We start from the raw sequence: 26,511 nt of genomic DNA on the forward strand, positions 1-26,511 counted from the left end.
TGACGCAGGACCGTTTTTGCGGTATACTATCCAATCAGATACAGCAGCAGACACTGCGGAAAGGGAACGGATACCTCTATGGACGCCGACGGCGACGCGGAACCGAGCCGACCGAACACGCATATCTTATCAGACCAGGCATAGCTCCACCGGATTTCTGGTGCAGGGCTATGCTTTTTTATGTTTCTGCCGTATCCTGCAACACATATTCGCCAAATCCTATTTTGACAACTGACAAAGGAGAGAATCTTCCGTGGAAAACCTGCCCTCACAAATTCTACTGCAGGTGGTGTTTATCCTGCTCAACGCCTTTTTTGCAGGCTCCGAGATCGCGTTTCTGTCGCTGAACTCGGTCAAGCTGGGCAAAATGGCTGATGAAGGTGACAAGACCGCCGCCCGTATGCTGGCTCTGGTGGAAAACCCCAACCGCTTCCTGTCGGCCATTCAGGTGGCCATCACCCTGTCCGGCTTTCTGGGCGCCGCCTTTGGTACCGAGAACTTTTCCGGCTACCTGACCAACTTCCTGCTCACCCTGGAACTGCCCCTGCCCGCCAATGTGCTCTCGGTCTTTTCCATGGTGGTGGTCACCATCGTCATTTCCTTCTTCTCCATCGCCTTCGGCGAGATGGTGCCCAAGCGTATCGCCATGCAGCAGCCCTACGGCTGGGCCAAGGCCGCCCTGGGGGTCATGCATGTCATCAGCGTGGTGTTTGCTCCCATGATGGGCCTGCTCAACCTGGCCACCAACGGCAGCCTGCGCCTGCTGGGCCTCAAGACTGAGACCGAGGACGACGCCGCCAGCGAGGAGGACATCCGCCTCATGGTGGAGAACAGCGGCGAGCAGGGCACCATCGCCCAGGAAGAACAGCAGTGGATCGAGAACGTGTTCGACTTCGGCGACATGGTGGCCAGCGACGCCATGACCCCTGAGCCCGACGTGACGGCCTTCAGCCTGGAAGAAAGCAGCGAGGACATTCTGGAAGCCATCCGCACCACCGGCCTGAGCCGCTACCCCGTCTATGAGGAGGACATCAACGACATCCGGGGCATTCTCAATGCCCGGGACTTCCTGCTCAACCTCCAGCGGGAACAGCCCAAGACGCTGGCGGAGCTGCTGCGCCCCGCCTACTTTGTGCCCGAGACCGTCCACGCCGACCAGCTGTTCAAGGACATGCAGTCCCGCAAGCAGCACCTGGCCATTGTGGTGGATGAATACGGCGGCACCGCAGGCGTGGTGACCATCGAAGACCTGCTGGAACAGATCGTGGGCAACATCTACGACGAGTTCGACCCGGAGGAGCCCCAGCCCATCATTGAGGTGAGCCCCGGCGTCTGGCGGGTGGAGGGCAGCCTGCGGGTGGAGGACCTGGCCGAGGTCCTGGACATCGACCTGCCTGAGGACATGGACTACGACACGGTAGGCGGCATGGTCATGAGCTGCCTGAACACCATCCCCGCCGACGGCACCAAGCTGACGGTGGAGACCAACGGCCTGCGCATCCGGGTGGAAAAGTTCGAAGACCGCAAGGTCTCCTGGGCGCTGGTGGAAAAGCTGCCGCCTCTTCCCGAGTCGGAGGACGGCAAGGACAGCCGGGACAAAAAGTCCCGCCGGGACGACGATGCCGAAAAATAACATTTTCCGTTCTTTTTTGGCATCCCGTGCACATTGCGCTGCACATCGGGATATGCTACAATAAAAGTCCGCTGCGCGCCGTCATGCGGTGCGCAGCGGTTCGTTTTGACCGGCGCAGGAAAACCATGCGCCGTGCCGTCAGTCAACAGACAGAAAGAGAGGCCGTTTCATGGCTGTACCCCAGAAAATCGATCCCCAATCCTGGAAAGAGGACCTTGCCGCTTTCCGGCAGAAAACCGAAGAATTCTACGCTGGCAATATGGACAAGATGGCCTACAAGGGCTTTTCCGGCCTGTACGGCAGCTACGCCCAGCGGGGCGGCAAGGCCAATATGCTGCGACTGCGCATGACCGCCGGCCGCGTCACCCCCGAGAAGCTTGCCTTTACCGCCGACGCTGTCCGCCGCCATCAGGTAAGCCGCCTCCACTTCACCACCTGCCAGACCATCCAGCTCCACGACCTGCAGCCCGACGCCGTCTTCGACATCATGGAGAAGGCCCTGGACGCGGGCATCGTCACCCTGGGCGGCGGCGGAGACTATCCCCGCAACGTCATGTGCTCTCCCCTGGCCGGTGTGGAGGAGGGCGAGTACTTCGACGTACTGCCCTGGGCCGAGGCTGCCGGTGACTACCTCATGCACTTCATCAAGGCGGAGAAGATGCCCCGCAAGCTGAAGGTCGGCTTCTCCTCCACCGCCGCCAACATCCCCCACGCCACCTACCGCGACCTGGGCTTTGTGGCCCGCGCCGACGGCAAGTTTGACGTGTACAGCGCCGGCGGCCTGGGCAACAACCCCCGCTTCGGCGTGAAAGTTGCCCAAGGCATTGACCCGGAGAAGATCCTCTACTATATCAAGGCCATGTGGCTGACCTTCCGGGCCTACGGCAATTACGACAACCGCGCCCGGGCCCGCACCCGCTATATGCAGGACGCTCTGGGCGGCCCCGAGGCCTACGCCGCCGCCTACAACGCCAAGCTGGAGGAGGTCTTTGCCTCCGGTGAGGACCTGACCCTCACCGGCATCGCTCCCGCTCCCCCGACCAAGGCCGGGGACGGTTCCGCCGCCCCCGAGAGCCCCCGGGTCATCCCCCAGAAGCAGCCCGGCCTCTACGCCGTGGCATGGCATCCGGTGGGCGGCCAGCCCGCCCCCCAGGTGTTCTGCCAGGTGGCCGACGCCGTCTGCGCCATGAACGGCGCCGAGATGCGTCTGGCTCCCGACGAGACAGCCTACCTCATCAACCTCACCGGTGCCGAGGCCGCCCGCCTGCTGGAGCTCACCTCCGGCGACACTGCCGCCAGCCTGTTTGAAACTTCGGTCAGCTGCATCGGCGCTTCCATCTGCCAGGTGGGTGTCCGGGACTCCCAGGCCCTGCTGGCCGCCTGTGTGGCTGCCGTGCGGGAGGCCAATCTCCCCGACGGCGCTCTGCCCCAGATCCACATCTCGGGCTGCCCCTCCAGCTGCGGCACCCATCAGACCGGCATGCTGGGCTTCCGCGGCGCCGCCAAGGTCATCGACCGCAAGCCCCAGTCTGCCTTCACCCTCTATGTGGGCGGCTGCGACCGTCAGGGCAGCGAGCGCATGGGCCGCGAGCTGGGCGTGGTGCTGGAAAAAGACATTCCCGCCTTCCTGGTGGAGCTGGGCCGCACGGTGGCCGCTTCCGGCAGCAGCTTTGCCGAATGGTACGCCAAGGATGCCTCGGCCTTTGACCGTGTGGCCGTCAAGTACCTGGCCTGAGCCCTTTAGCATCCCTGAAAATTCTGAATCGACAAACCGCCCCCGCACCGGGCATTTCCTCCGGTGCGGGGGCGGTTGTTTTTTTGTGCAGCCGCCGGGTCAGTAGTTGGCCTCAATGCGGCGGATGGCGTCATAGAAGAAGTCGTTGGCGGGGGTTGGCATGCCGTGCCTGCGGCCCAGGCGGCGGATGGTGCCCGCGAACTCCTCCACCTCGGTAGGGCGGTGGGCCAGCACATCCTGGCGCATGCTGGGCATGCCGTCGGCGTTGAAGCCCGGCATGTTGGCGTCCAGCCATTTGGTGTCACAATCAGGGGGCAGGGGCACCCCCTCCAGATTGGCCAGCCGGATGACCTCCTGCATGGCCTGGCGCATCTTGTCCTGAGCAGGGCCGGGGGTGCGCAGTCCCTCGTAGGTCAGGTCAAAGGCAGCGGCGGTCTGGTTGAGTCCCACGTTGATCATGAGCTTGGCCCACTGCTTGGTGAGGATGTCGCCGCAGGGCTCGCTGATGATGCCGCAGGCGGTGAGATAGCGGTCCACCGCCGCTACCCGTTCGGTCATGCGGCCGTCCCGCTCCCCGAACTGGATCTTGCCCGGACACTTGCAGACCAGCTCCCGCCCGGTGCGGGTGGCGTCCATGCCGATAGCCACGCTCCACAGCAGATGGCCGGGGTATGCGGCGTTGAGAGTGTCCTCGCTGGTGATGCCGTTGAGCACGCTGAGGATGACGGTATCCGGCCCCACAAAGCGTCGGATGTCCTCCACCGCGCTGTCCAGGGCAGTGGCCTTGACCGCCACCAGGACCAGGTCCACGGGATGGCCGTTTTCCGGGGTGGTGTAGTCAAACCGGCATTCCTTGCCGTTGAAAAGGGTAGGCTGCCGGCTGTAGCGGCGGATGCGGTCTTCCCCCGCAATGACGGTGAAGCTGCCCGGGGCGGTGTGCTCTTCCATGGGAGCCCCGAAGAGAATGCCCAGTGCGCCCAGGCCGATGAGAGCCGATGTACGGATTTCCATGGGATTCTTCCTTTCTCAGTACAGCATTTCCCGGGCGGCGGCGTACTTGCTGATGCTCATGCCCTGCCCGCCCACGGTGGAGAGGGCCTGCCGCACATAGCCGGGCAAATAGCGGTCGTACTTGACCTCCAGGATCACCGCCCCGCCGGAGTGCACCCCCAGCATGGGGACGTTGGGGTCAAACAAGGCGTCGCTTTTGGCGGCGCGGACATGGCGGTCCAGGGTGATGCGCACCCGCTCCACCGGCATGGTCCAGGCAGTACGCTCATAGTCGATGAGGGCGGAGGGCGTGCGCCGGGTACGGGCAAACTCGGTCCAGGCCCGGCGGGCAGCCGCCGTATCCTGACGGAGCAGCACCGAGGCGTCGCCCCCGATGAGGGCCAGCGCCTCCTCCCGGGTCAGCCAGACGCCGGTCTTGTGAGAGTAGACCCCACTTTTCTGCTTGATCTCCAGCCTGACCCGGGGCGTTTGGGTATCGTAAATGCGCAGGCGGACCTTGCACCGGTCGCTGACGCCCAGCACCTTGTCCAGATAATCCCCGTCGCCGGGGGTGTCAAAGTACAGGCTGCGGATGGAATAGGCCCCCGCGGCGGAATACCTGTCCCGCCGCAGCAGACCGTCCAGCAGCTTTTGGGTGTAGGCGGCCTCCCCGGGGCTGAGGAGAAACTTTTCCTCGTGCCGGTCCACGGCCAGAGCCGCCCCGCCTGCCGCCCGGAGGGGGGGCTTGTTCCAAGCATTCAGATTCATGCCGCGCCCTCCTCCGCCAGCTGCAGATATTGATCCAGGTAGTCGAGCATGATGTCCGCCCGCCGGGTAAAGTAATCCCGCACATAGTCCACCTGCTCTTCCCATTCCTCCACGTTCATCTCCCAGGGTTCCATCTGGTAGCCCAGGATCTGGTCGGCCAGGGGCGCCAGCTCGGTGACGCCCACCTTCTGCCGGGCCAGGTCCTGCCCGATCTCGGGGCGCAGCAGCTCGGCCCAGGCGTCAAAGGCGGGAACAATGTTCTCCGGGGCGTAGATCGTCTCCATCTCCCTGCGGTATTCCTCCGCAAAGCGCTGCCGGAACTCGGCGCTGGCCCACAGCTTCTGGAACAGGTTGTCAATCACCGAGTACCAGGGCGCCGTCTCGTGGGTCTCAAAGGAGAACTCGTTCTCCAGCAGGTAGGCAAAGGGATCTACCTCCACGTCAATGAGGGTGGCGTCCAGGTCGTTGAGCAAAAACCGCCAGCGGCCGTCGGCATAGGGGTTGTCCTCGTCCACCTCGGCGCTCTTCCACAAAATGGAGTTGTTGCCGCCGTTGTACAGACCGTCGGCGTTGTAGGTATACATCTGGGCAATGATATAGCGGATGTACTCATCCACATCCACGTTTTCCTCCACCCAGGCCATGCCTTCGGGGGTGGTTGCATCCAGGGCATCCACGCCCAGTCCGAAGGCGCTCTTCTCCGGCTGGGCCTGCTCGTCGGGAGTGGTGCCGGGACAGATCAGATCGTCCTCCTCAATGCCGTAATGGCGGAGGAAGAAATCGGTGTTCTTGCTTTCCCGCACAGTGTAGACGCCCCAGTATTCGTCCTGCAAAAACAGCACCACCGGCTGGTTGTACTGGGTACCCACGTCCAGCCCATACAGGTAGTTGCAGAGGAAGGCATCCTGATGCAGGGAGGTATAGGCAGAGCCGTTGCCGCTGCCCCGCAGCACCAGGGTATCCAGGGCATCGCCGCCGGGAGCCTGATCCAGCAGGCCGGAAGTGGCGCCGTCCTGCAGTTTCAGGTGCAGGTTTTTCATGACCGAATCCAGACGGCTCCAGCCGCCGGACACCCGCACTGTGGTATCGGCATTGAGCAGCTCGCTGCCGTCGGTGTCCAAAATCTGGATGCGGGCGTCGATCTTCTCGCTGCTGGTAAAGTTGCCCACACGGTCGGTACTGCCGTACTTGCGCAGGGTGTAGTAGCTCTGGCCGGGGACATAGATGCCCTCCGGGCCGAAGAGGTCGTCCGCCTCGGCGGTGAGGCTGACCACCGGCAGGGTATAATTTTCCAGCCCCACCCAGTAGGTTTGGGTGGTGACGGCTTCGCCCAGCACGCCGTCCTTGTAGACACAGGCCGTGACCGTGGTGGCCTTGGCCACGGGGTCGGGGGCATAGTCGCAGGCGTAGCCCACCACCCACTCGCCCAGGAAGGCGGAGGGCAGGCTGACGTACTCGTTGGCGTCGCCTTCCCGGCTGTCGATGGTGATGGGGCCGGTGTAGATGTTGCTGGAGGTGGTGGGCAGGCTGCCGTCCAGGGTATAGACGATGGCGGCGTCGGGGTCGTCGCAGCTCAGGGTCAGCTCAAAGGCTTCCCCGTAAAAGCCCGCCTGGGCGGAGAACTCCACTTCCCCCAGGTCCACCGGCTGCACCGTCTCCTCCAGGAAACGGGTGGAGTTTGCGCTGCCCGGCGTGGGGGCGGCCAGCACGCCCACCCGGCTGGCATCGCCCCGCAGGCGGCCGTAGGTCAGGTCGTATTCCTGGCTGTCATAGCCCAGGGTATCCACCGTGCCGCCGTCGGGGTCGGTGAGGACCAGCGTCTCCCCCTTGCGGGAAAGACGGAAATTGGTGTGCAGGCTGCCCGCGGCGTCGTAGCCGTTCTTGCCGTCGGCAAACAGCACCATGATGTTGTTTGCCCCGCCGCTGAGCACCGTTCCCTCGGGGAAGGTCCACTTGTAGGGGCGGTCGGGGTTGTCGCTCAGACCCCAGCCGTCCAGGACAATGTCCTCCCCTGACAGGTTGATGAGCTCGATCCAGTCCCCCGTCTCACCGTCGGCGTCGGTGAGACCGGTAAGGTTTTTGACGCAGACTTCATTGATAACGACGGTGCGCCCTGCGTTGGCCGAAAGATCCGGCAGCTCCGACACGCACCACGCCCCCGCGGCCAGCAGGGCCGCCAGGGCCAGAAGCGGCGCCGCAACGCGCAGCACCCGCTTGTAAAACGGAATGCTCATCCGATGGTCTCTCCGCTGTAACTGACAAGGTTGACGCTCTCCACACCGGTGCAGGCCTTCACGGCGTCCACCAGGGCGGCTTCGTTTTTGCTGCGGATGCGCAGTTCAAAGGTCACTTCCTCGTCGGTGCCGTCCAAGCTGCGCATGCGCAGCTTGCAGGCGCGGACCTTGCCCTTGACGGCCTCCTGCACGGCGGCGGCATCCAGAGAGCCCTGGGTGCCCCGCACCACCAGAAGAAAGCTGACCGAGTCATACAGGTCCAGATTTGCCACGGCCAGCACCACGGCGATGGCCACACTGCCCAGCGCCCCGGCCAGATAGAACTCGCTGCCGCAGGCCAGGCCGATGCTCACCGCCCAGAACAGAAAGGCGATGTCCCGGGGTTCCTTGATGGCGGTACGGAAACGGATGATGGACAAGCTGCCCACCATACCAAGGCTGAGCGCCAGGTTGGTGCCGATGATCATCATGACCACCGTGGTGATGAGCGCCACCAGCACCAGGGTGATATTGAAGTTTTTGGAGTACAGCGTGCCGCGGTAGGTGGCACGGTAGACGAAGTACATGAAGATGCCCAGCACCATCGCCGCCAGCAGCGCAAAGCACATCTGGGCGATGGAGACGCTGGTGTTCGTCTCCAGCAGGTATTCCAAAATCTGACGTTTGCTCATGGATAAGTCCCTCCGGTATGCCGCTCTGCCGGGGCAGGCGTAAAATCAACACAATGACATGTACCAGACATGCCTCAGGCATGTGTCATTATAGCACATTCCCGCTTTTGCGACAATTTTCTCTTCGGCCTGCCCCTGCCCCAAAAATTACCGGCCCGGAAAAACGCTTTCCGGGCCGGCAGGCAAAAAGATTGCCCCCTCCTGCTTGCGGTAACAGGAGGGGGCGGTTGGGGTATCGTTTTGGTGTGAGGAGGAATCATGTTACAGGGTATCGGTTGCGGCTCCGTCCCTGTGAGTATAGAATACCCAAGACTTGCGAAGAAAATATTATCACGCTGTGAACATTCTGTTAATTTGGGCCGCCCGCTTTTCTTTCCGCCGTCCCGCTCCATATTTTTATCGAAATATCGACGGTATTTTCAAATTGTGAAACTTTGGAAAGAACAGGGACAAGGCAAAATTTCTCCGCCTTTTCCATAAAATTTCCGCTGGAGCGGCGTTTCAAGCCCGGTGGGTTTCCTCGGGGCGGCTCATGGCGATGTCCTCGGGGGTGATGGGCAGCTCCCGGTGCCAGACGCCGGTGGCCCGGTAGATGGCATGGGCGATGGCCGGGGCCGGGGTGTTGATGACGATCTCGCCGATGGACTTGGCGCCAAACGGCCCGGTGGGCTCGTGGCTGTGCTCAAACTCCACCTTGAGATGTCCCATGTCCAGCCGGGTGGGGATCTTGTACTGCATGAGAGAGGACTCCACCGGGCGGCCGTTGTGGTCGTAGGTGACGTTCTCGGTCAGGGTCATACCGATGCCCTGCACGATGCCGCCTTCGGTCTGGATGCGGGCCAGGGCGGGATTGACGGGGATACCGCAGTCCACCACGGCCATGTAGTTGAGCACCTTCACCTCGCCGGTACCCTTGTCCAGCTCGATCTCGGCCATGCCCACCATGAAGGGCGGCGGCGACACCGGGCTGGAATGGGTGGCGGTGACCTCCGCCGCATGGACGTTGCCCACCTGGGACTTGTAGGCCACCTCCTCCATGGAGACGGTGCGGCCGTCGGCGGCACAGCGGACGCGGTCGCCCTCAAAGACGGTGTCCTCCGCCGCACAGCCCAGCAGGTCCGCGGCAATGCGGCAGATCTGGCCTTTCAGTTCATTGCAGGCCTTTTCCACCGCCTTGCCGGTGACGTAGGTGGTGGAGGAGGCATAGGAACCGGAATCGTAGGGGGAGACATCGGTGTCCGCCCCGAACACGGCAATGTTTTCCACCGGGCAATCCAGGCATTCGGCGGCCATCTGGGCCAGGATGGTATCGCAGCCGGTGCCCATGTCCGCCGCGCCGATGATCAGGTTATAGGTGCCGTCCTCCGACAGCTTGACGGTGGCGGAGCCCACGTCCACGCTGGAAATGCAGGAGCCCTGCATGGCCATGGCCACACCGGCTGCCCGCACCTTGCCGTTGCCCATATCCCGCACGGGATAGCGGTGCTCCCAGTCGAACATTTCCCGGCAGTGGGCCATGCACCGATCCAGAGCACAGGCCGCGGCAGGCTCGCCGTAGTAGGCGGGCATGTTCATGCCCTCCCGGACCATGCAGCGGTCACGCAGCTCGGTGGGGTCCACGCCCAGCCGTTCGGCCAGCTCGTTGACTGCCGACTCCACCGCAAAAATGCCCTGGGTGGCGCCGTAGCCGCGGTAGGCGCCCGCCGGCTGCAGGTTGGTGTAGACCACATCGTAGGCAAAACGGAAGGCCTCCAGGCTGCCGGTGTACAGCGGGATGGACTTGTGGCCCGACAGGCCCACGGTGGTGGGGCCGTGCTCGCCGTAAGCGCCGGTGTTGGACAGGGTATGCAGATCCAGCGCCCGGATGCGCCCGTCCGACGAAGCACCCAGCCGCACCCGGATCTCCATCTCATGGCGGGGAGAACCGGCGATCTGGGATTCCTCCCGGGTGTAGATCAGCTCGGCGGGGCGGCCGGTTTTCAGTGTGACAAAGGCGGGGTAGACCTCGCAGACAGCGGTCTGCTTGGCCCCGAAGCCACCGCCGATGCGGGGCTTTTCCACCCGGACGCGGCTCTTGGGAATGCCCAGCGCCCGGGACAGGATCCGCCGGCAGTGGAAGACGATCTGGGTGGAGGAAATGACATGCAGGCGGCCATAGCGGTCCATCTCCGCATAGGTTCGGAAGGTCTCCATCATGGCCTGCTGGAAGGCACGGGTGTGGTAGGTGCGGTCGATGACGATGTCACAGTCCGCCAGCACCTTGTCCACGTCGCCGTTGGACTCCACATCGCTGGCCACCAGATTGCGCCTGTTGTCACCGCCCACCGGGCAGGGAGGGTACCAGTCCTCCTCGGGGTGGACGAGGACGGGGTTGTCCAGGGCCTCGTGCATATCCAGAATGGCGGGCAGCAGCTTGTATTTGACTTTCACCAGACGCATGGCCTTGTTGGCGGCTTTCTCATTCTCCGCCGCAATGATGGCCACCGGGTCCCCCACAAAGCGCAGCTGCCGGTCCAGAATCAGCCGGTCATAGGGGGAGGGCTCCGGGTAGGTCTGGCCCGCGATGGCAAAGCGGGTTTTGGGCACGTCCTTCCAAGTATAGACGGCCACCACGCCGGGGACTTTCAGGGCGATGGAGGTGTCGATCTCCTCCACTAGGGCGCTGGCATGGGGGCTGCGCAGCAGCTTGACCACCAGGGCGTCCCGGGGGACGATGTCATCGGTGTAGACCGGCTTGCCCAGCAAAAGCTGCATCGAGTCTTTCTTGCGCATGGCATGGCCTACATAGCGATAGTTCTCAGTTGCCATTTTGCGCTCCTTTCCCCTTTCTGCTGTCCAGATAGGCGCGGATGCCCCGCAGCTGACCCTCGTAGCCGGAGCAGCGGCAGAGATTGCCAGCCAGATACCCCCGGATCTCGTCGTCGGTGGGGTCGGGATTTTCCCGCAGCAGGGCGATGGTGTTCATGACAAAGCCGGGGTTGCAGAAGCCGCACTGGTCGGCGCCCTGGTCGGCGATGAACCCGACGAAATCGGCAGCCTCCTCCTGCAGGCCCTCCAGGGTGGTGACGGCGCGGCCGTCCGCCCGGGCGGCCAGCACCGAGCAGGACAGCACCGGCACATCATCCAGAAATACGGTGCACAGGCCGCAGTTGGAGGTCTCGCACCCGCATTTTACGCTGTAACAGCCTTTTTCCCGCAGCAGATCAAACAGGGTGGTGTCCGCCTCCACCGCAGCGGTGACGGCCCTGCCGTTGAGCTTCAGTTTAATCTCCATTTCCAGAACCTCCCACCTGGGACAAAGTCCGCTGGGCCAGCACCCGCACCAGATGGCTGCGGTAGGCCGCGCTGCCACGGGAATTGCTGCCCGTGGGGATTTGTTTTGCTGCCTCTTCGGCCAGCGATTGGACGGTATTCGGGGTCAGGCCTCCGGCGGCATCGGTCAGGTCCAGCACCGTGGCCTTGCCCGGCCGTGCTCCCACACACAGGCGCACCTTGCCGTCCAGCCGGGAGGCGGCGCAGGTCAGCACCGGGAAATCCGTCCGGGCAATGCGCACCGCACGGTAGGCCACCGTGCCCGGGGTCTTTTTAATGTAAATGCGCACCAGCAGGTCCCGGGTGGTCTGGGGCAGCTCGGCAAACTGGGACAAGGGCATCCGGCCCGCGCCGTAGAGTTCCACCTCGGTGTCCAGGGCCAGCAGCAGGGTCAGCACGTCGGAAAAGCCGAACCTGCCGTAGACGCTGCCGCCCACCGTGGCCAGATTGCGGAACTGCACGCCGACGATATCCCCCAGCGCCCGGGCGGCGGCCCCGCCGGTGTAGGCGGCAAAGCCGGGGTGGAGTTCCAGCTTGCGCAGCGGCGTCATGGCGCCGATGACAAAGGCGTCGTCGGTTTCTTCCATGGTGTCCAGGCCGAGGTCACACAGGTCCACGGCAGTGTTCACGCTGCCGCCGGTCTGGCGCAGCCACAGCATACCCGCCACAATGCGGTTGCGGCGGTTGCTGGTCAGGAGTTCATACGCCTGCTGCAGGCTCTGCGCGCGGACGTAGTTTTGAATCGTCATCATGGGACAGTCTCCTTTTTTCGGGGCAAAAGGGCAAAAATCATTCTTTTGCGCACTGTTTCACCTTGATTGTACCATATTGGGTTTGAATAAGGAAGAAAGGTCTGGTATAATCTCGTTGTACTTTCTAAACTACAACGATGGCCGGGCGGCGGCTTTCGCTGACCGGCGGCCGGAGAAAAAGGAGAATGATCTGCCCTATGAAGCGTCTTACCACCCGTGTGGCCGCCCTGGCCACCGCCCTTGCCCTGACGGTCTCCCTGGCCGCCTGCAACAACACTGCCGATACCAGCCAGTCCTCCTCGGTGACGGTGGAGACGGAGGAATCCACCGCCGCCCCCGCCACCCCGGAGGAGTCTGTGGAGGCTCAGCCCCTCACCTACCCCATGACCCTCACCGATCAGGCGGGCCGCACCGTCACCATTGAGAGCGAGCCCCAGACCATCGTCAGCGGCTACTACATTTCCTCCAGCCTGCTCATCGCTCTGGGCCGGGCCGACCGCATGGTGGGCATTGAGGCCAAGGCGGACACCCGCCCCATCTACAGCCTGAGCGCTCCCGAACTGCTGGAACTGCCCAGCGTGGGCTCCGCCAAGGAGTTTGACCTGGAAGGCTGCGCGGCTCTGGAGCCGGATCTGGTCATCCTGCCCCTCAAGCTGGAGAGCGCCGCCGACTCCCTGACCGAGCTGGGCATCCCCGTGCTGCTCATCAACCCCGAGGACCGCACTCTGCTGGCCGAGACCATCACTCTGGTGGGCCAGGCCACCAACGCTGCGGAAGCTGCCGACAGCCTGCTGGCCTTCACCCAGGAGCAGCAGACCCGTCTGGAGACCACTCTGGCCGACGCCGACCGCCCCGATGTCTATCTGGCGGGCAACTCCGATCTGCTGTCCACGGCGGGCAGCGCCATGTACCAGAGCGACCTCATCGACCTGGCGGGGGGCCGCAATGTGGCGGAGGGCATCACCGACACCTACTGGGTGGACATCGACTATGAGCAGCTGCTGGCCTGGGACCCCGACTACATCATCCTGGCCTCCGACGCCTCCTACACCTGCGACGATGTGCTGAACGACGCCAATCTGGCCGACTGCACCGCCGTCAAGAACGGCAGCGTCTACCAGATGCCCGGCGACGCCGAGGCCTGGGACAGCCCGGTCCCCGGCGGCATTCTGGGCGCGGTGTGGCTTTCCACCGTGCTGCACCCCGACCTCTGCTCCGCCGACGAGGCCAACGCCGTGATGGGCAACTTCTATGAGAACTTCTACGGCTTCACCTACCCGCTGGCGTAAGGCCGGGGGGCTGTGCGCGGCGGCGGGCGTCCTGCTGGTTGTCCTTGCCCTGTGCAGCCTGTTTGTGGGCAAGTATCCCCTGACGCTGGAAGGCCTGCTGGCCGGGGATGAAATGCAGGTCCGGGTATTCTGGACGCTGCGCTTCACTCGCATGCTGGTGGGGGTGCTGGGGGGCTTTGCCCTGGGCGCCTCCGGCTTTGTGTATCAGACGGTGTTCCGCAATCCGCTGGCCTCCCCCGATGTCATCGGCGTTTCCTCGGGGGCCAGTGCGGGGGCCGCGGCGGGCATTCTGTTCTGTTCCGGCACGGCGGCGGTCACTGCCTGCGCCTTCGGGGGCGCCATTGCGGCGGTCTTTGCGGCTCTGGCTCTGGCGTCTCTCGACCGCTCGGGACGGGGCGGCACCATCGTGCTGGCGGGCATCGCGGTGCATGCTCTGGCCCAGACGGCGCTGATCTGCCTTAAGCTCACCGCCGACCCGGAGCGCCAGCTGGCCTCCATCGAATACTGGATCATGGGCAGTCTCAACGGCATCAGCCTGCACTCCGCCGCCCTCAACATGGCCCTGTGCGCCGTGGTGCTGGCGGTGCTCTTGGCCCTGCACCGGCAGGTCATTCTCCTCTCCGCCCGGGAGGACGAAGCCCGCATGCTGGGGGTGCCGGTGGGCAAGCTGCGCCTGGTGGTGCTGCTGGCCGCCACCCTCACCGTCTCCTGCGTCGTCAGCCTGACGGGACTCATCAGCTTTATCGGCCTGCTGGCCCCCCACGGGGCACGGCTGCTCACCCGCTCCAACCGCTTCTCCACCATGGTGCTCAGCGGGCTGCTGGGCGGGGTGCTGCTCTGCGCCGCCGACCTGCTGGCCCGGTCCCTGGCCGAGACCGAGCTGCCGGTGAGCATCTTTACCAGCCTGCTGGGGGCTCCCTTCCTCATCTGGCTGGTGGTAAGGGGGAGGCGGAGTCTTTGAACCACGAACCGTTTTTCACCGTCACCGGCCTGACCGCCGGCTACGGCGGCCCGGACATTCTGCGTGGGGTGGAGTTTTCCTCCGCCCCCGGGCTGATTACCGGCATTCTGGGGGCCAACGGCAGCGGCAAGACCACCCTGCTCAAGGCGGTCTGCGGCCTGCTCCCCCACGGCGGGCAGAGCCTGCTGGAGGGCTGCGACCTGGGGACCCTGCCCCCCCGGCAGCTGGCCCGGCGGTGTGCCTATATTCCCCAGCGCAGCGGCATCGGCATCGACATCTCGGTGCTGGATGTGGTCCTCATGGGGTATAACCCCCATCTGGGCCTGCTGGAACGCCCCACCGCCCAAATGAAAGAGACCGCCCGCCGGGCGCTGGCCCTCACCGGGCTGGCGGGACGGGAGGAAGAAAACTACCAGACCCTGAGCGAGGGCCAGAAGCAGCTGTGCATTCTGGCCCGGACGCTGGTGTCCGGGGCGCAGCTTTTGCTTCTGGACGAGCCGGAGAGCGCCCTCGACTTTCAGCTGCGGTACCGGATGCTCCATCTCCTCCGCCGCTGGGTGCACCAGGAGCGCCGGGCCGTGCTGGCCGCCCTCCACGACCCCATGCTGGCCCTCTCCTGCTGCGACCGGCTGCTGATTCTGGAAGGGGGCAAGACTCTGGCGGTACTCTCCCCCGCTTGCGACCCGCTGCCGGATCTGGAGACCGCTCTCTCGGCCATCTACGGCCCCGTCAGCCTGACGGCCTGCCCCGGCCGGGACGGGCGTCGGCATCTTGTCATGCTCAGTGAAGAGCGGGAGGAGGACGAACCATGGAACCTGTGACCAAGGTATTTTTGCTGGACAACGAGGGGGAGCGCTTTTTCGGGGATGGCCCCTACCGGCTTCTGCTGGCCGTGGAGACCGAAGGCTCCCTCCGGGCCGCGGCGGCCTCCATGGGCATGGCCTACACCAAGGCCCTGCGCCTGGTCCGCCATGCCGAAGAGGCCCTGGGCTTTGCCCTGACCCAGCGCACCACCGGCGGCAGGGATGGCGGCGGCAGCCGCCTGACCCCCCGGGGAAAGGAGTTTCTGGACAAGTATGCAGCCTACCGCGAACAATGCACCCAGGCCTGCCGCGGCATCTACTGCCAGGTATTTGGCAGTCAGCGGTAAGCGCCACCTGTTTCTGACCGGCGGCCGGGGTGCGGGCAAGACCACCCTGCTGAAGGCCCTTCTGCCCCTGCTCTGCCCGGAGCCCGTCCCCGGCGTGTGCACCCGTGCCATCCCCGGGGACGGGGTGGACCTGGCGGAGGTGCCCTCCGGCCGGGTGACCCGGGTGGGGGTCTTTGACCCTGCCCTCCCAGGCCCTGAAAACCGCATGCGCCCGGTGCCCGGGGGATTTTCCGGGGCGGGGGTGGAGGCCCTGGATGCCTGTATGGAGAGCCCCTGTCCCTGGGCCTTTGTGGACGAGGTGGGGTATCTGGAATCCCAGGACACCGCCTACCGGGATGCCCTCCTCCGCCTGTTGGACAAAAAGCGGGTGGCGGCGGTGCTGCGCAGTCAAAACCTTCCCTTTCTCAACGAACTGAAAGCCCGGCCCGATGCCTGCCTCGTCGATCTGGACCGGCCCTTTGGAAATACCGGCTGTGTCATCATGGCGTCAGGGCTGGGGCGGCGGTTCGGCGGCGGCAAGCTGCTGGCCGAACTGGATGGCCGGACGCTTCTGGACCGGGTGCTGGACGCCACGGAACAGGGATTTTCCCGCCGGGTGGTGGTCACCCGGGATGCCGGGGTGGAGGCACTCTGCCTTGCCCGGGGCGTCCCCTGCCTGCGCCACAGCCTGCCTTTGCGCAGCGATACGGTACGGCTGGGGCTGGAGTTTCTCACAAAGGATAGCCCCCTGGACGCCTGCGCCTTCTTTCCCGGAGATCAGCCCCTGGTCAGGTCGCAGACGGTGCACGCCCTGCTGCTGGCCGCGGCCGGAGAACCCGGCGCCATCTGGCGGCTGGGGTACGGGCAGCAGGCCGGGGCGCCGGTGGTCTTTCCCCGGACCCTCTTTGGGGAACTGCGCGCCCTGCCCGCCGGACGGGGCGGCGGGGCGGTGGCTGCCGCGCACCCTGAGCTGGTGCGGGTGCTGCCCGCCCTCTCCCCCGCCGAACTGCGGGACGTGGACACCCCCGCCGACCTGGCAGAGCTGGAAGGCCTGCTGAGGCAGAATCCGCTTCCCTGACCGCAACATCATACAGCAACAGGCTCCCTGCCGGGATTTGGCAGGGAGCCCGTTTTGCATCATAGAGTGATTTTTCAGGGATTTATTTTTATCTTCTTCGGCGGCGTCTCAGGCGGAGGACCGCCCCCAGTCCCCCGGCGGAGGCCAGACAGAGAGCCAGCCAGACCCCCGGCAGAGTGGCGTCCCCGGTGGCCGGCAGCAACCCAAGAACAGGCTTTCGGGTAGCGGAGGGCCGTTCTCCGGTGGCGGTGACGGTCTGGGTGTTGTCCGGTACGGGGGTGGGGGTGGGTTCCGGCAAAGTGCTGCGATTGATGAACAGAATCTTTGTTCCGCCCGCCGGCAGGGTGACTGTGATGGTATTGGCGCTCTGCTGGGCGCCTCCGTTGAGGGCCACGGTGGTGGCATAGGCGGTCTCCGGCGTCTCCGTGACGGTGCAGACGGTGCCGGGGGTGAGCCCCTCAATGACAATGCTCTGGCCGTCCCGCAGGGTGGTGCGGGCAATGCCTTTGGCGTCAAATTCCAGCCCGCCGTGTTCCCCGGTGACGGGCATGCCGTCCTCCCCCGTGAGCATGAGGGTGAAGGCGAAGTCCTTTTCCCGGTCGGCCCCGGCGCCGGTGACCTTCTTCTCTACCGTCAGGCGGGTGGGGTCATCCCGGAAGCGGACAATGGTACTGCGGGAGAAGATGTTGGTCAGATCCTGATCGCCCAGGTTGATCTTGAGGTCCTGGTCGGTGCCTGCGGCATAGTTCTGAGTGATGCCCAGCCGGGACCATCCCGCATTGACCAGATAATACACCGGTCCGCCGGGATCGGTGGGGCCGTATTCCAGAATCTGGCTGTTGCTGTAGTAGGAGAGATCCAGCGGCGCCAGGCCGGAGGCCGTCCACACCGCCGGGTCGTCCCCGGTGCCGGGGGTATAGCTGTTTGCGGTATACAGCGCCGCCTTGATGTCGGTGAGGGTGGCGTTGATGTCGTCGGGCACGGCAAACTGCAGCATGCTGCGCACCACCTTGCCCACGCCCCGCAGCACCGCCACATCGTCGTCAGGGGTGCCGGCATCGGCATAGACGCCGGTATCATCCACCACCACCTCCACCAGCTGGTCGGAGGGCGCGTAGCCGTCGGGAGCGGTGATTTCTTTGATGTAATAGGTACCCGCAGGTATCACATCCCGGGTGTTGGGGAAGGTGCCCGAGCCGTTTAAGGTGATAATGTCACCCTGCTCCTGGCTCTGATCCTTTGTGGTGACGGTATCATAAGGCTGGGCGCCGGGATTGACCTGACCGTCGGTGACATCGCCGGCCTGATAAAGGGCAAAGACGGCACCGGTCAGGGTGGTGTCATCGTCCTCCCCCACCTTCTGGACAAAGAAATAGTTTTTGATGTCCGGCACAAACAGCCGCACCGAGAATTCCCGGGCAAAATTGCCGTCCTGGCCCTCGGCGTCGGCATCCAGACGGACGGTGTTGGCCGCGTCGGCCCCCGCCAGGGTGGGGGCGGTGGTGCGGTAGAAGGCTACCGTGTACTGGGCGTTGTCGGGGGTGAGGCGGCCGTTGGTGGCCAGCACGTAATGGTAGGTCAGGATATCTCCGGGCAGGTTGTCGATGGTCGCCTTGTAGGCACCGCTGCTGTCCAGGGTGAAGAGATAGGGGTTGGCCCGGGCTGCCTGGATGGCCGCCTCAATGCCGGTGGAGGAGGAGACCTTCCAGCCGGTGATGGGGTCGCCGGAGACAGGGTACCAGTCGCTCTGGGTGCTGCCGCCGTCCCCGGAGGCCCCCTGCCGCTTGAGCACCACCGCAAAGTAGGTGCCGTCATCCGCCGGATAGGGTGTGCCGTCGATGCCCCGGGGTTCATCGGGCAGGGTGACGGTGACCACCGGGCTGGCGTAGGCGCCGGTATCCCAGGGATTGGCCGACAGCAGGGTGGCCAGGTTGGGGTAATCCGCCGGGAAGTAAAGGTTCATCTGCGGAGGCGCGCGGTACCCTTCGGGGATGTTGGTCTCCACCAGAACGAACTTGCCGGTCTTGCCGGTGCCGCCGTACTCGTTTTTCAGGTTGTTGAGGCTGAGCAGGGTACCGTCGGGGTTCTGGAAGACAAAATAGCCGTTGGGCCCCGTGGTACCGGTGGCGATGAGGTCCTGGGGGCTGTAGCTGTAGGCCTCGCCGGCATAGTAGAGGCGGAATTCCGCCCCCGGCACCGGATCTCCGATCTGATCGATCTTGATGAGGTCGCTCTGGGGGATGGAGACCAGGTTGAATTTGAGCTTCATGTTGGAGTCGAAGTTGCCCCGTTCCAGATAGAAAAACTTGAGGGTGTGGTAGGTATCGTCGCCAAAGGTGTCGGAGCCGGGATTGGACCAGGTCCGGCCCGCCGCCTCGAACTTTTCCCGGATGGTACCGTTGGTGCTGCCGTTGACCTGGACCTGTCCGTTCTGGAAATTGATGCTCAGGGACGCGGCGTCGTGGATGCCCCCCAGATCCCCCACCAGCACATCGTCGATAAAAACCCAGACATCATCGTCGCCGGTAAACTCATAGGTAACGGGTGTTCCTCCCGCCGTGCCGTCCACCGTGCCGTAAGGCTGCTGGACAAAGCGTGTGGTCATGGTCATGCCGAAATAATGGTTGATGACCGGATTGGTGGAGGTCAGATTTTTCACCTGACTGAATTGGTTGAAGGGAAAGAACTGCCCTCTCGGCGAGGCGCCGCTGGAGTTTACTCCCGGTTCGCTGTACAGAATGAAAGAGTTGGTGGACTGGTTATACTGCGCGAAATTCTGTGCGCTGTCGTAATAGTAGTAGCCCTGGGCGTCGATTTGCAAAAGGTCCCGCACCCCGGGGTAGGACGCCTTGCCCGCACTGGGCAGGCTGGGGTTGAACAGATACGCCAGAGACTGGTCGTCCTCGGTGAGGGCGGGATAGCCGTTTTGCAGCAGGTTCCGGACGATGCCCGTGCGGGGCTGGGCACTGCCGGTATAGTTGTTGATGGGATTGGGCTGATTGTAGGCATTTTTCAAAAACCACAACAGGTGCCCTGCATTGATGCCCTGATCCAGGTTGGCGGGGTCCACGTTGTCGGGTTCAAACTGACCGGTGATCCAGTAATCGAACAGGTTGATGGTGGTGCCCACCGGCGATACGGTATCGGTGAGAATGTCGTCGGCCTGCTGCACCGGCGCCGATGTCTCGGCGGAGGCCGGTGTCCCGTCGGCTGTGACCCGCAGCAGCAGGCCGGGCGCCTGCGTTCCCTCGGCTAAGACATAGCCTTCCGGAAGTGAGGCGGTGAGCCGGTATCCCCCTGCCTGCAGTGTGGAGTCAACCTTCGGCAGGTCCCAGGAAACGGCAAGCGTCTGCTCGACGGGTTCGGCATTGCCAAATGGGGCGGAGGTTTCCCCCGTAGCATTCCCCTGCACCTGTACGGTGATGGTGCAGGGCAGCAGCGCGGCCACGTTCTGACCGCCGGACACTGTCAGCTGCCAGCTCTTGTTGGCCGCGTCATAAACAAGGCCCTCCGGGTCGGTCCAGGACCAGGAAGTCACCTCCCGTTCCCCGGCAGGAACGGTTGCTGTCCGGGCGGTCTCCCCCGTAGAGGTCATTCCGGCCGCGGCGGCGGGGACATACCGTCCCGTACCGGTGCACATCAGGACGGCCGCCAGCAAAAGTGCACCCAGCCGCCGGCACAATATGTAGATTTGTCGTTTCGTGTTGCTCTCCACCTTCCCTTGTGCTGTGCAGGGTCTGAGAGAACAGGCCCTGCCATACCGGTATTATACGCAGGGGGCAGATACGCATTATGACGGCTTTTGTCGGGCTATTCCGGGTTTTGGGGCCAAAAGAACCGCAGACCGCCTGGTCAGGCGGTCTGCGGTTCCAAAAGGAGGGGGGGACTCTCACAGGGAGAAGTATTATTTCAGTACAATGGCCTGGGTCAGATGCCGGGGAGAGTCGGCGTCAATGTTCTTGGCCAGAGAGATATAGTAGCCCAGGAACTGGCCGATGAAGCCCATCAGCGCGGCGGCCTGCAGCTCGGTATAGCCGTTCTCGGTCTTGATGGTATAGTCCAGGTCGGCCATCTTGTCCACGTTGGGACCGATGGCGGCGGTCACACCGCCGAAGCTCTTCATCTGGCTCATGAGGGAGGCGTCGGTCTCCTCGGTGTGCTCGTTGGACAGCAGAACCAGCAGGGTGTTCTCGTCCACCAGGCTCATGGGGCCGTGGCGGTACTCCATGCTGTAGTAGGCTTCGCTGTTGGAGATGCCCATCTCCTTCATCTTGTTCATGCACTCGTTGCCCACGCCATAGTAGGCGCCCTGGCCCAGGGTGATGAACAGGTTGAGGTTGGGATGCTCGGCGATGATCTGCTTGGCCAGGGCATCGCTCTGCTCCAGCAGTTTCTGGGCCTCGGCGGCATAGTTCTTCATGGCGGCGATCTCATCCTTCTTGCCGGCGGCGTAGAAGGCCAGGATCTGGGCCAGGAAGACCATGGCGGTGAAGCTGCGGGTCATGATGACGCTGTCCTCCGGAGTGTTGGGGGCCAGGATGAAATGCTCGTTGTACTTGCTGCTGTCGGGGTCGCAGGTGATGGCCAGGCTGGTGACGCCGGGCAGGGTGTGGACCTTGTCGATGGCCATACGGACCTCGGTGGTGTAGCTCTTGCGGGTGATGGGCAGGACCAGAGTGCGCTTGCCCTTGATGTAGTTCTCGGGGAAGAAGAGCAGCTCGCTGCAGGGAACCGCGGTGGCGGGAACGGAGTTGGACGCCTGCCACAGGTAGGCGGAGGTCTGGGCCAGATACAGCGAGGTGCCGCAGCCGGTGAAGATCAGCTGATCGTAGGACTGGGCGAACACCTCGTCCAGGGTCTTTTCAATGTCGGGCAGCGTGTCCAGAATGGCCTGGAAGGACGCAGGCTGCCCGTAGATTTCTTTATAGGTGAGAGAGCTGTTTTCTTTCATGAGAAATACCTCCTAAAAATGCTTCAGCCGGTAATGACGAGATAGCATCCCACAATGGCCATAAATCCGCAGACCACCTTTTTCAGGCCCTCGGCGCTGAGACGGTCAAAGAGTTTGAGCCCGCAGAAGGTCCCGGCCGCCAGTCCAACCAGCGCCAGGGCGCTCCAGGTCAGGATCTGGCCGGTGACGTGGCCCATGACCACGTGGGCGGCAAAAATGTATACCGTGGAAAAAATGAAGTAGGTCTGCAGGGTGGCGGCGTACTCTTCCTTGGAGCGGGTGGCCGCCAGATAGTAGGCCACCATGGGCGGCCCGCCGATGCTCATGAGTCCGCCGCACACGCCGCTGATGGCTCCCGCGGCAAGCCCGGTCCACAGGTTTGCCCGGATGGTGAGCCTGCTGCTGAAAAAGATGAAGTAAATGCTGAGCACCACCAGCGTGACGCCCAGAATGCGGCGCAGCAAGGTCTCGGTGCCGGCATCCTGAAACCAGATGCCCGCCAGGCTGAACACGCTGTTTGCCACCAGCGGCCACCACAGCAGCTTCCAGTTAATGTGGTGGCGGTACTTGACGGCGATCCACAGCACCATGGCCAGGGCGGACAGCACCTCCACAATGGAGGCGGCCTGGAAGGGAATGAACAGCGGCAGGATGGACATGACCACAATGGCGTAGCCGAACCCGCTGGCCGACTGGATAAAGCTGCCTGCAAAGGCCGCCAGCAGGATGTACAGCGCCGTCATGGCAATCAGGCTTTGCCGGCGGAACCGGAAAGCTCAATGATCTTTTTCACATCCTCGGCCAGGGCGTCGCTGGCGTACTGGCTCAGCTTCCAGCTGTGGCCCTGGTGATCCAGCTTCTCCAGAGCTTCCTGGTAGTGCTGGACGTACTTGTAGCGGATCTCGGTGCCGAAGTTGATCTTGGCAACACCCAGCTTGATGGCATCCTTGACGATGCTCTCCTCCATGCCGGTGCAGCCGTGGAGCACCAGGGGAATATCGGTGAACTTGCGGACGTTTTCCAGCACGTCCAGGTGGATGTCCGGCTTGCCCTTGTAGTAGCCGTGGGCGTTGCCGATGCCGATGGCCAGGGTATCCGGCTGGCAGAGGGACAGGAATTCGCGGACCTGCTCGGGGTCGGCAATGTTCTTGTTCTCCTGCACCACGCCGTTGTCCAGGCGCTGCAGCTCACCGATCTCGGCCTCCACCGGCACGCCGAAGCATCTGGCCACCTTGATGACCTCGTTGGTCATGGCGGCGTTTTCTTCAATGGGACGGGTGGAGCCGTCGATCATGACGCTGGTAAAGCCCAGCTTCAGGGCTTCCATGCAGATGTCGAAGTCGGCGCCGTGGTCCAGATGGATGGACACCGGCACATCCACCTTGTTGGCACACCACTTGGCCACTTCCACAAAGAAGTCGTTGCCGGAGTAAGCGCCGGTGGACACATAGTGGGCCAGGATCATGGGGCTGCGCATCTCCTGCGCCGCCTTGCAGCAGGCACGGATAATATCGTAGTTACCGCCCTGGGTGTTGATGGCCGGAACGGCATAGCCTTCGCGGGCTGCCTTTTTCATGGTTTCCAGATTTGTGGTCAGCACAAAGCATTTCCCCTTTCGGTAATTTCAGAATCGGCTCAGCCCTTGACGGCTCCCGCCACAAGGCCCTTGACCATGTACTTTTGGAAGAAGAAGAACAGCAGGATCATGGGCAGCATGGCAACCACCGAGATGGTGTTGACCAGCGACCAGTCGTAGCTCAGCTCGCCCAGATACCGCAGCGCAATGCCGGTGGACAGGGTGCGCAGGGCATCGCTCTGGATGAGGGTGGCACAGTGGAGATAGTCGTCCCAGGTCATCAGGAAGGAGTAGATGCCCACGCTGAGCAGACCGGGTTTGACCAGGGGCAGGACCACCCTTGTCAGCACCTGGGGACGGGTGCAGCCGTCAATAATCGCTGCTTCCTCAATATCCCGGGGAATGCTGTCAAAGAAGGAGCTCATCAGCATGGTGGTAAAGGGCACCATGGCGCCCAGCAGGGCCAGCGTCAGGCCGGTGCGGGTGTTGAGCAGATGGACCTTGCCCATCAGACCATAGAGACTGATCATACGGCTGACCACCGGGAACATCTGGCTGGCGTACAGGATGGCGGCCACCAGGCTGTTCCACTTGTAGTGGAAGCGGGACAGCACATAGCCGCCCAGCACAGCCAGCAGCGTGGTCAAAATGGCGGTAGCGCCTGAAACGATCAGATTGTTTTTATAGTAGACAAAGAACTCTGCATTTTCGGTAAACAGATTGATGTAAGCCTGAATGGAGGGATTCTGTGCAATGAAGGTAGGAGGATAAGCGTAAGCCTCCATATTGGTCTTGAAGCTGGTCAGCACCACCCAGTACAGGGGGAAGAGCAGCATCAGAAGAATGACGATGAGCACAAAATACCGGATGAACGCCGAGAGCCGTTTGGCTGCTTTTACACTTTTCATGGGCGCATTCCTCCTCATGTGGTCTCGTTGTCGCCCATAAATTTATTATAAACGACAACGACAACGATCATCAACAGCATCCATACCGTTGTGACAGCGGCGCCGGAGCCCAGATTGTTGGAGACAAAGGCTTCGCGGTAGCTCAGGACGGCAAGTGTGGTGGTGGCGTTGTTGGGGCCGCCGCCGGTCATGGTCCAGATCAGGGGGAACTGCTTGAAGTTCTCGATGATGGCCATGCTCAAAACGACCTTGATAACGCTCTTCATGTAGGGCAGCGTAATGCGGAAAAAGCATACCCGGGCGCTGGCGCCGTCCATGGTGGCGGCTTCCTGGATCTCGCCGGGGACATTCTGCAGGCCCGCCAGCAGAAGCAGGGTGGAAAGGGGTACCTGCTTCCACAGCGCCGCAATGGCAATGCCCAGCAGGGCGGTGGATGGGCTGTTCAGCATGGCAAGATCCGTTACCTGACCAAAGGTCACCACGCTGACAATGTAGCGCATAAGTCCGTACTGGGGCTGGAAGATCCACATCCAGATCAAAGCCGAGATGACAGTGGGCACGCACCAGGGCGTCATCATGATGGAGCGGAAAAAGCGTGCGCATTTGATGTTGGAGTTGAGCACCAGTGCCAGCGCCATGCCCAGGATGAACTGCGCCACCACCACGATCAGGCAGAAGAGGAAGGTCTGCAGGATCGCCGGGCCAAGCTTGGAGTTGGTGAACAGCTTGATATAGTTTTCAAAATTATTCCAGGTGCCGGGCTTGCCGGAGATGATGTTTTTCATCTTGTAATCCAGAAAGCTCTGGATGACCGAGTCCACAACCGGAACCAGAATAAAGACCGTCGTGACCAGGATCGTCGGCAGGATCAGAAGCACGGAAAAGATCGTGTCTCCCTGACGCTGGGTCAGAGTCCGGCCCCTGCGGATATTTTTAGCGGCGGAGAAAGCCATCTTGTTGCCCCCCATCTTACTGTAAAAGCGAATCGTTCTGCCTCTGCCGGCCGAAAGTCAGTGCCGGACCGGCTGCGCGGTCCGGCACTGAGCAGGTTTCGATCCGGCCGGGCCTGGCGGTGCCGGCACGGCAGGGTTTCCAGGGTTATGGTCAGCCGATGATGTTGGTGGCTGCCGTGCGGAATTCCTCAATGGCGGTATCCACATCGGTGCCGGTAACGGTCACTGCCTGGGCCAGGGTGCACAGTTCCAGGTTCAGGTCGTTCATGGCCGGGACGGAAGGTGCAGCCACCGCCTTGTCAATGGAGCCGAGAGAGCCCTGCAGAACCGGGTTGTCGGGCATGGACATGGTCTTGAGGGTGGGATAGCCGGGAACGATGTTGTTCAGGTAATCGCCCAGGACTTCATCGCTCATGAGGTACTCAGTGAGCTTGGCGCAGGCTGCGCGGTTGGCGTCGCCGTTGTCGCAGTAGAACAGCGTCTGGGTGGACAGCAGGGAGGCGCCTTCGCCGGAGCCGCCGGCCAGAGGATTGGCGGAAGCGGTCACGCTGAGGATGTCGGGGTTGATGTTCTCCACACCGGAGATGCCCCAGCTCTGGTCATAGTACATGGCCAGCTGGCCCAGAGCAAACAGGTTGCGCAGATCCTTCAGCTTGCAGTTTTCGGGGGTGTAGCCCTTCTCGTCCAGCTGCTTGAGCATTTCAAAGGTCTGCTTGAAGCCGTCGTTGTCGATGCTGAGCTGGCCGTCGGCGGTCAGGACCTCGCCGCCGAAATTGAAGATCATCGAGTTGATGGCCGAGCCGGAGATCGCCACCGACGCCGTGGTCTGACCAAAGGGATAGATGGCGTTGCCGTCTTCGGTGGTCATGCCGCTGATCTTTTCGCAGGCGGCCAGCAGCTCGTCATAGGTGGTGGGGACAGACTCCACACCGGCCTTTTGCAGGATGTCGGTGTTGTAGTAGAGGATAAAGGGAGACATGTACATGGGCAGCGTATAGATCTCGCCGTCCACCATGCTGGCTTCCAGCGAGTTTTCGTAGAAGCCGTCCAGATATTCCTGGCTGAGAACATCGGTAACAGGGATGATCAGGCCGGAATCCACCAGACTGGAAGTCCAGGTGCCCTCGCCGAAGATCATGTCCACCTTGTCGCCGCCGCCCGCCATGGTGGTGACGGTGCTGACGATGTCGGCATAGGGTGCGGTGACCCATTCGATGGTAATGTCGGGGTTTTCCGCCTCAAAGCCGGTCTTGACGCCCTCCCAGAATTCGGTGTAGGCATCCTCCAGCAGGGCATAGTTTGCAAACTTGATGGTCACCTTTTCGCCGGAGCTCGTCTCGGCGGTACCGGACGCCTGGGATGTGGAGCCGGAATCGGTGCCCCCGGAACAGGCGGTCAGGCTGAAAGCCATGACGGCCGCCATGGCGGCTGCGGTCCATTTCATCTGCTTCTTCATGTGAGATCCTCCTTTTTGATGATTGCATATCCATTCTCCCCCGTTTTCGGGCGGAGACAATCCACAGTCACTTTACACGTGTGTACATGGCTTTCAAAAGTTGCCGCCGTTTCTG

22 protein-coding genes are annotated in these 26,511 nt (G+C 62.9%); 7 read left to right on the forward strand and 15 right to left on the reverse strand.

Features of this window, described 5'->3' with window-relative positions; translation table 11 throughout:
- Positions 1-253 precede the first annotated feature (253 nt).
- Both INF35_RS12410 and INF35_RS12415 read left to right on the forward strand, forming a co-directional pair.
- A complete protein-coding gene (locus tag INF35_RS12410) occupies positions 254-1,633 on the forward strand; it encodes a hemolysin family protein (protein ID WP_193502888.1) in 1,380 nt (459 codons plus the stop codon).
- Between the two features lie 169 nt (positions 1,634-1,802).
- Positions 1,803-3,368 (forward strand): nitrite/sulfite reductase, encoded by a 1,566-nt coding sequence (locus INF35_RS12415; RefSeq protein WP_193502890.1) that lies wholly within the window; start codon positions 1,803-1,805, stop codon positions 3,366-3,368.
- 99 nt (positions 3,369-3,467) lie between these two features.
- Here INF35_RS12415 and INF35_RS12420 read toward each other — a convergent pair whose 3' ends face one another.
- From INF35_RS12420 to INF35_RS12455, 8 genes are all read right to left on the reverse strand, one after another.
- Positions 3,468-4,379: a ketopantoate reductase family protein gene (locus INF35_RS12420; RefSeq protein ID WP_193502892.1), complete on the reverse strand. Its 912-nt coding sequence runs from the start codon at positions 4,377-4,379 to the stop codon at positions 3,468-3,470.
- Positions 4,380-4,394: 15 nt separating this feature from the next.
- Positions 4,395-5,126, reverse strand: coding sequence for a polyphosphate polymerase domain-containing protein (locus INF35_RS12425; RefSeq protein WP_193502894.1), 732 nt, complete (start codon positions 5,124-5,126; stop codon positions 4,395-4,397).
- Positions 5,123-7,360, reverse strand: a complete 2,238-nt coding sequence (locus tag INF35_RS12430; RefSeq protein ID WP_193502896.1) for a CotH kinase family protein — start codon at positions 7,358-7,360, stop codon at positions 5,123-5,125. The genes INF35_RS12425 and INF35_RS12430 overlap by 4 nt, the downstream gene beginning before the upstream one ends.
- Positions 7,357-8,031, reverse strand: coding sequence for a DUF4956 domain-containing protein (locus INF35_RS12435; protein WP_193502898.1), 675 nt, complete (start codon positions 8,029-8,031; stop codon positions 7,357-7,359). The genes INF35_RS12430 and INF35_RS12435 overlap by 4 nt, the downstream gene beginning before the upstream one ends.
- Before the next feature lie 349 nt (positions 8,032-8,380).
- A complete protein-coding gene (locus tag INF35_RS12440; protein WP_193502900.1) occupies positions 8,381-8,536 on the reverse strand; it encodes a hypothetical protein in 156 nt (51 codons plus the stop codon).
- Entirely contained in the window at positions 8,533-10,839 is a 2,307-nt protein-coding gene (locus INF35_RS12445) for a xanthine dehydrogenase family protein molybdopterin-binding subunit (protein WP_235983221.1), read from the reverse strand. Before INF35_RS12445 ends, INF35_RS12440 begins: the two co-directional genes overlap by 4 nt.
- Positions 10,829-11,305, reverse strand: a complete 477-nt coding sequence (locus tag INF35_RS12450) for a (2Fe-2S)-binding protein (RefSeq protein WP_193502902.1) — start codon at positions 11,303-11,305, stop codon at positions 10,829-10,831. Before INF35_RS12450 ends, INF35_RS12445 begins: the two co-directional genes overlap by 11 nt.
- Positions 11,295-12,095, reverse strand: a complete 801-nt coding sequence (locus INF35_RS12455; protein WP_193502904.1) for an FAD binding domain-containing protein — start codon at positions 12,093-12,095, stop codon at positions 11,295-11,297. The genes INF35_RS12450 and INF35_RS12455 overlap by 11 nt, the downstream gene beginning before the upstream one ends.
- A 197-nt stretch (positions 12,096-12,292) precedes the next feature.
- Between INF35_RS12455 and INF35_RS12460 the strand changes: the two genes are divergently transcribed.
- From INF35_RS12460 to INF35_RS12480, 5 genes are read left to right on the forward strand one after another with little or no spacing between them, the layout of a single operon-like run.
- Positions 12,293-13,384 (forward strand): ABC transporter substrate-binding protein, encoded by a 1,092-nt coding sequence (locus INF35_RS12460; RefSeq protein WP_193502906.1) that lies wholly within the window; start codon positions 12,293-12,295, stop codon positions 13,382-13,384.
- Positions 13,347-14,345: a FecCD family ABC transporter permease gene (locus INF35_RS12465; RefSeq protein WP_193502908.1), complete on the forward strand. Its 999-nt coding sequence runs from the start codon at positions 13,347-13,349 to the stop codon at positions 14,343-14,345. The genes INF35_RS12460 and INF35_RS12465 overlap by 38 nt, the downstream gene beginning before the upstream one ends.
- The gene (locus INF35_RS12470; protein ID WP_193502910.1) at positions 14,342-15,166 is read left to right on the forward strand and encodes an ABC transporter ATP-binding protein; all 825 of its coding nucleotides are present in this window, start codon (positions 14,342-14,344) and stop codon (positions 15,164-15,166) included. The genes INF35_RS12465 and INF35_RS12470 overlap by 4 nt, the downstream gene beginning before the upstream one ends.
- Positions 15,154-15,495 carry a winged helix-turn-helix domain-containing protein gene (locus tag INF35_RS12475; protein WP_193502912.1) on the forward strand — a complete coding sequence of 114 codons (342 nt, stop codon included), beginning with the start codon at positions 15,154-15,156 and terminating at the stop codon, positions 15,493-15,495. The genes INF35_RS12470 and INF35_RS12475 overlap by 13 nt, the downstream gene beginning before the upstream one ends.
- On the forward strand, positions 15,422-16,552 hold the full coding sequence (locus INF35_RS12480; RefSeq protein WP_193502914.1) for an NTP transferase domain-containing protein: 1,131 nt from the start codon (positions 15,422-15,424) through the stop codon (positions 16,550-16,552). The genes INF35_RS12475 and INF35_RS12480 overlap by 74 nt, the downstream gene beginning before the upstream one ends.
- 88 nt (positions 16,553-16,640) lie before the next feature.
- On the opposite strand, the gene INF35_RS14085 is transcribed toward INF35_RS12480, so the two are convergent.
- From INF35_RS14085 to INF35_RS12515, 7 genes are all read right to left on the reverse strand, one after another.
- On the reverse strand, positions 16,641-20,267 hold the full coding sequence (locus INF35_RS14085; protein ID WP_193502916.1) for a DUF7601 domain-containing protein: 3,627 nt from the start codon (positions 20,265-20,267) through the stop codon (positions 16,641-16,643).
- Between the two features lie 189 nt (positions 20,268-20,456).
- Positions 20,457-21,503, reverse strand: a complete 1,047-nt coding sequence (locus INF35_RS12490; RefSeq protein ID WP_193502918.1) for an SIS domain-containing protein — start codon at positions 21,501-21,503, stop codon at positions 20,457-20,459.
- A gap of 23 nt (positions 21,504-21,526) precedes the next feature.
- Positions 21,527-22,246, reverse strand: a complete 720-nt coding sequence (locus INF35_RS12495) for a sulfite exporter TauE/SafE family protein (protein WP_193502920.1) — start codon at positions 22,244-22,246, stop codon at positions 21,527-21,529.
- A gap of 5 nt (positions 22,247-22,251) precedes the next feature.
- A complete protein-coding gene (locus INF35_RS12500; protein ID WP_193502922.1) occupies positions 22,252-23,103 on the reverse strand; it encodes a class II fructose-bisphosphate aldolase in 852 nt (283 codons plus the stop codon).
- A gap of 35 nt (positions 23,104-23,138) precedes the next feature.
- Positions 23,139-23,987, reverse strand: a complete 849-nt coding sequence (locus INF35_RS12505; protein WP_193502924.1) for a carbohydrate ABC transporter permease — start codon at positions 23,985-23,987, stop codon at positions 23,139-23,141.
- Between the two features lie 14 nt (positions 23,988-24,001).
- Complete coding sequence (locus tag INF35_RS12510; RefSeq protein WP_193502926.1) at positions 24,002-24,940, reverse strand: carbohydrate ABC transporter permease; 939 nt, start codon at positions 24,938-24,940, stop codon at positions 24,002-24,004.
- Positions 24,941-25,091: 151 nt separating this feature from the next.
- The gene (locus INF35_RS12515) at positions 25,092-26,396 is read right to left on the reverse strand and encodes an ABC transporter substrate-binding protein (RefSeq protein ID WP_193502928.1); all 1,305 of its coding nucleotides are present in this window, start codon (positions 26,394-26,396) and stop codon (positions 25,092-25,094) included.
- Positions 26,397-26,511: the final 115 nt, after the last annotated feature.

The organism is Gemmiger gallinarum (assembly GCF_014982805.1).
GTDB lineage: Bacteria > Bacillota > Clostridia > Oscillospirales > Ruminococcaceae > Gemmiger > Gemmiger gallinarum.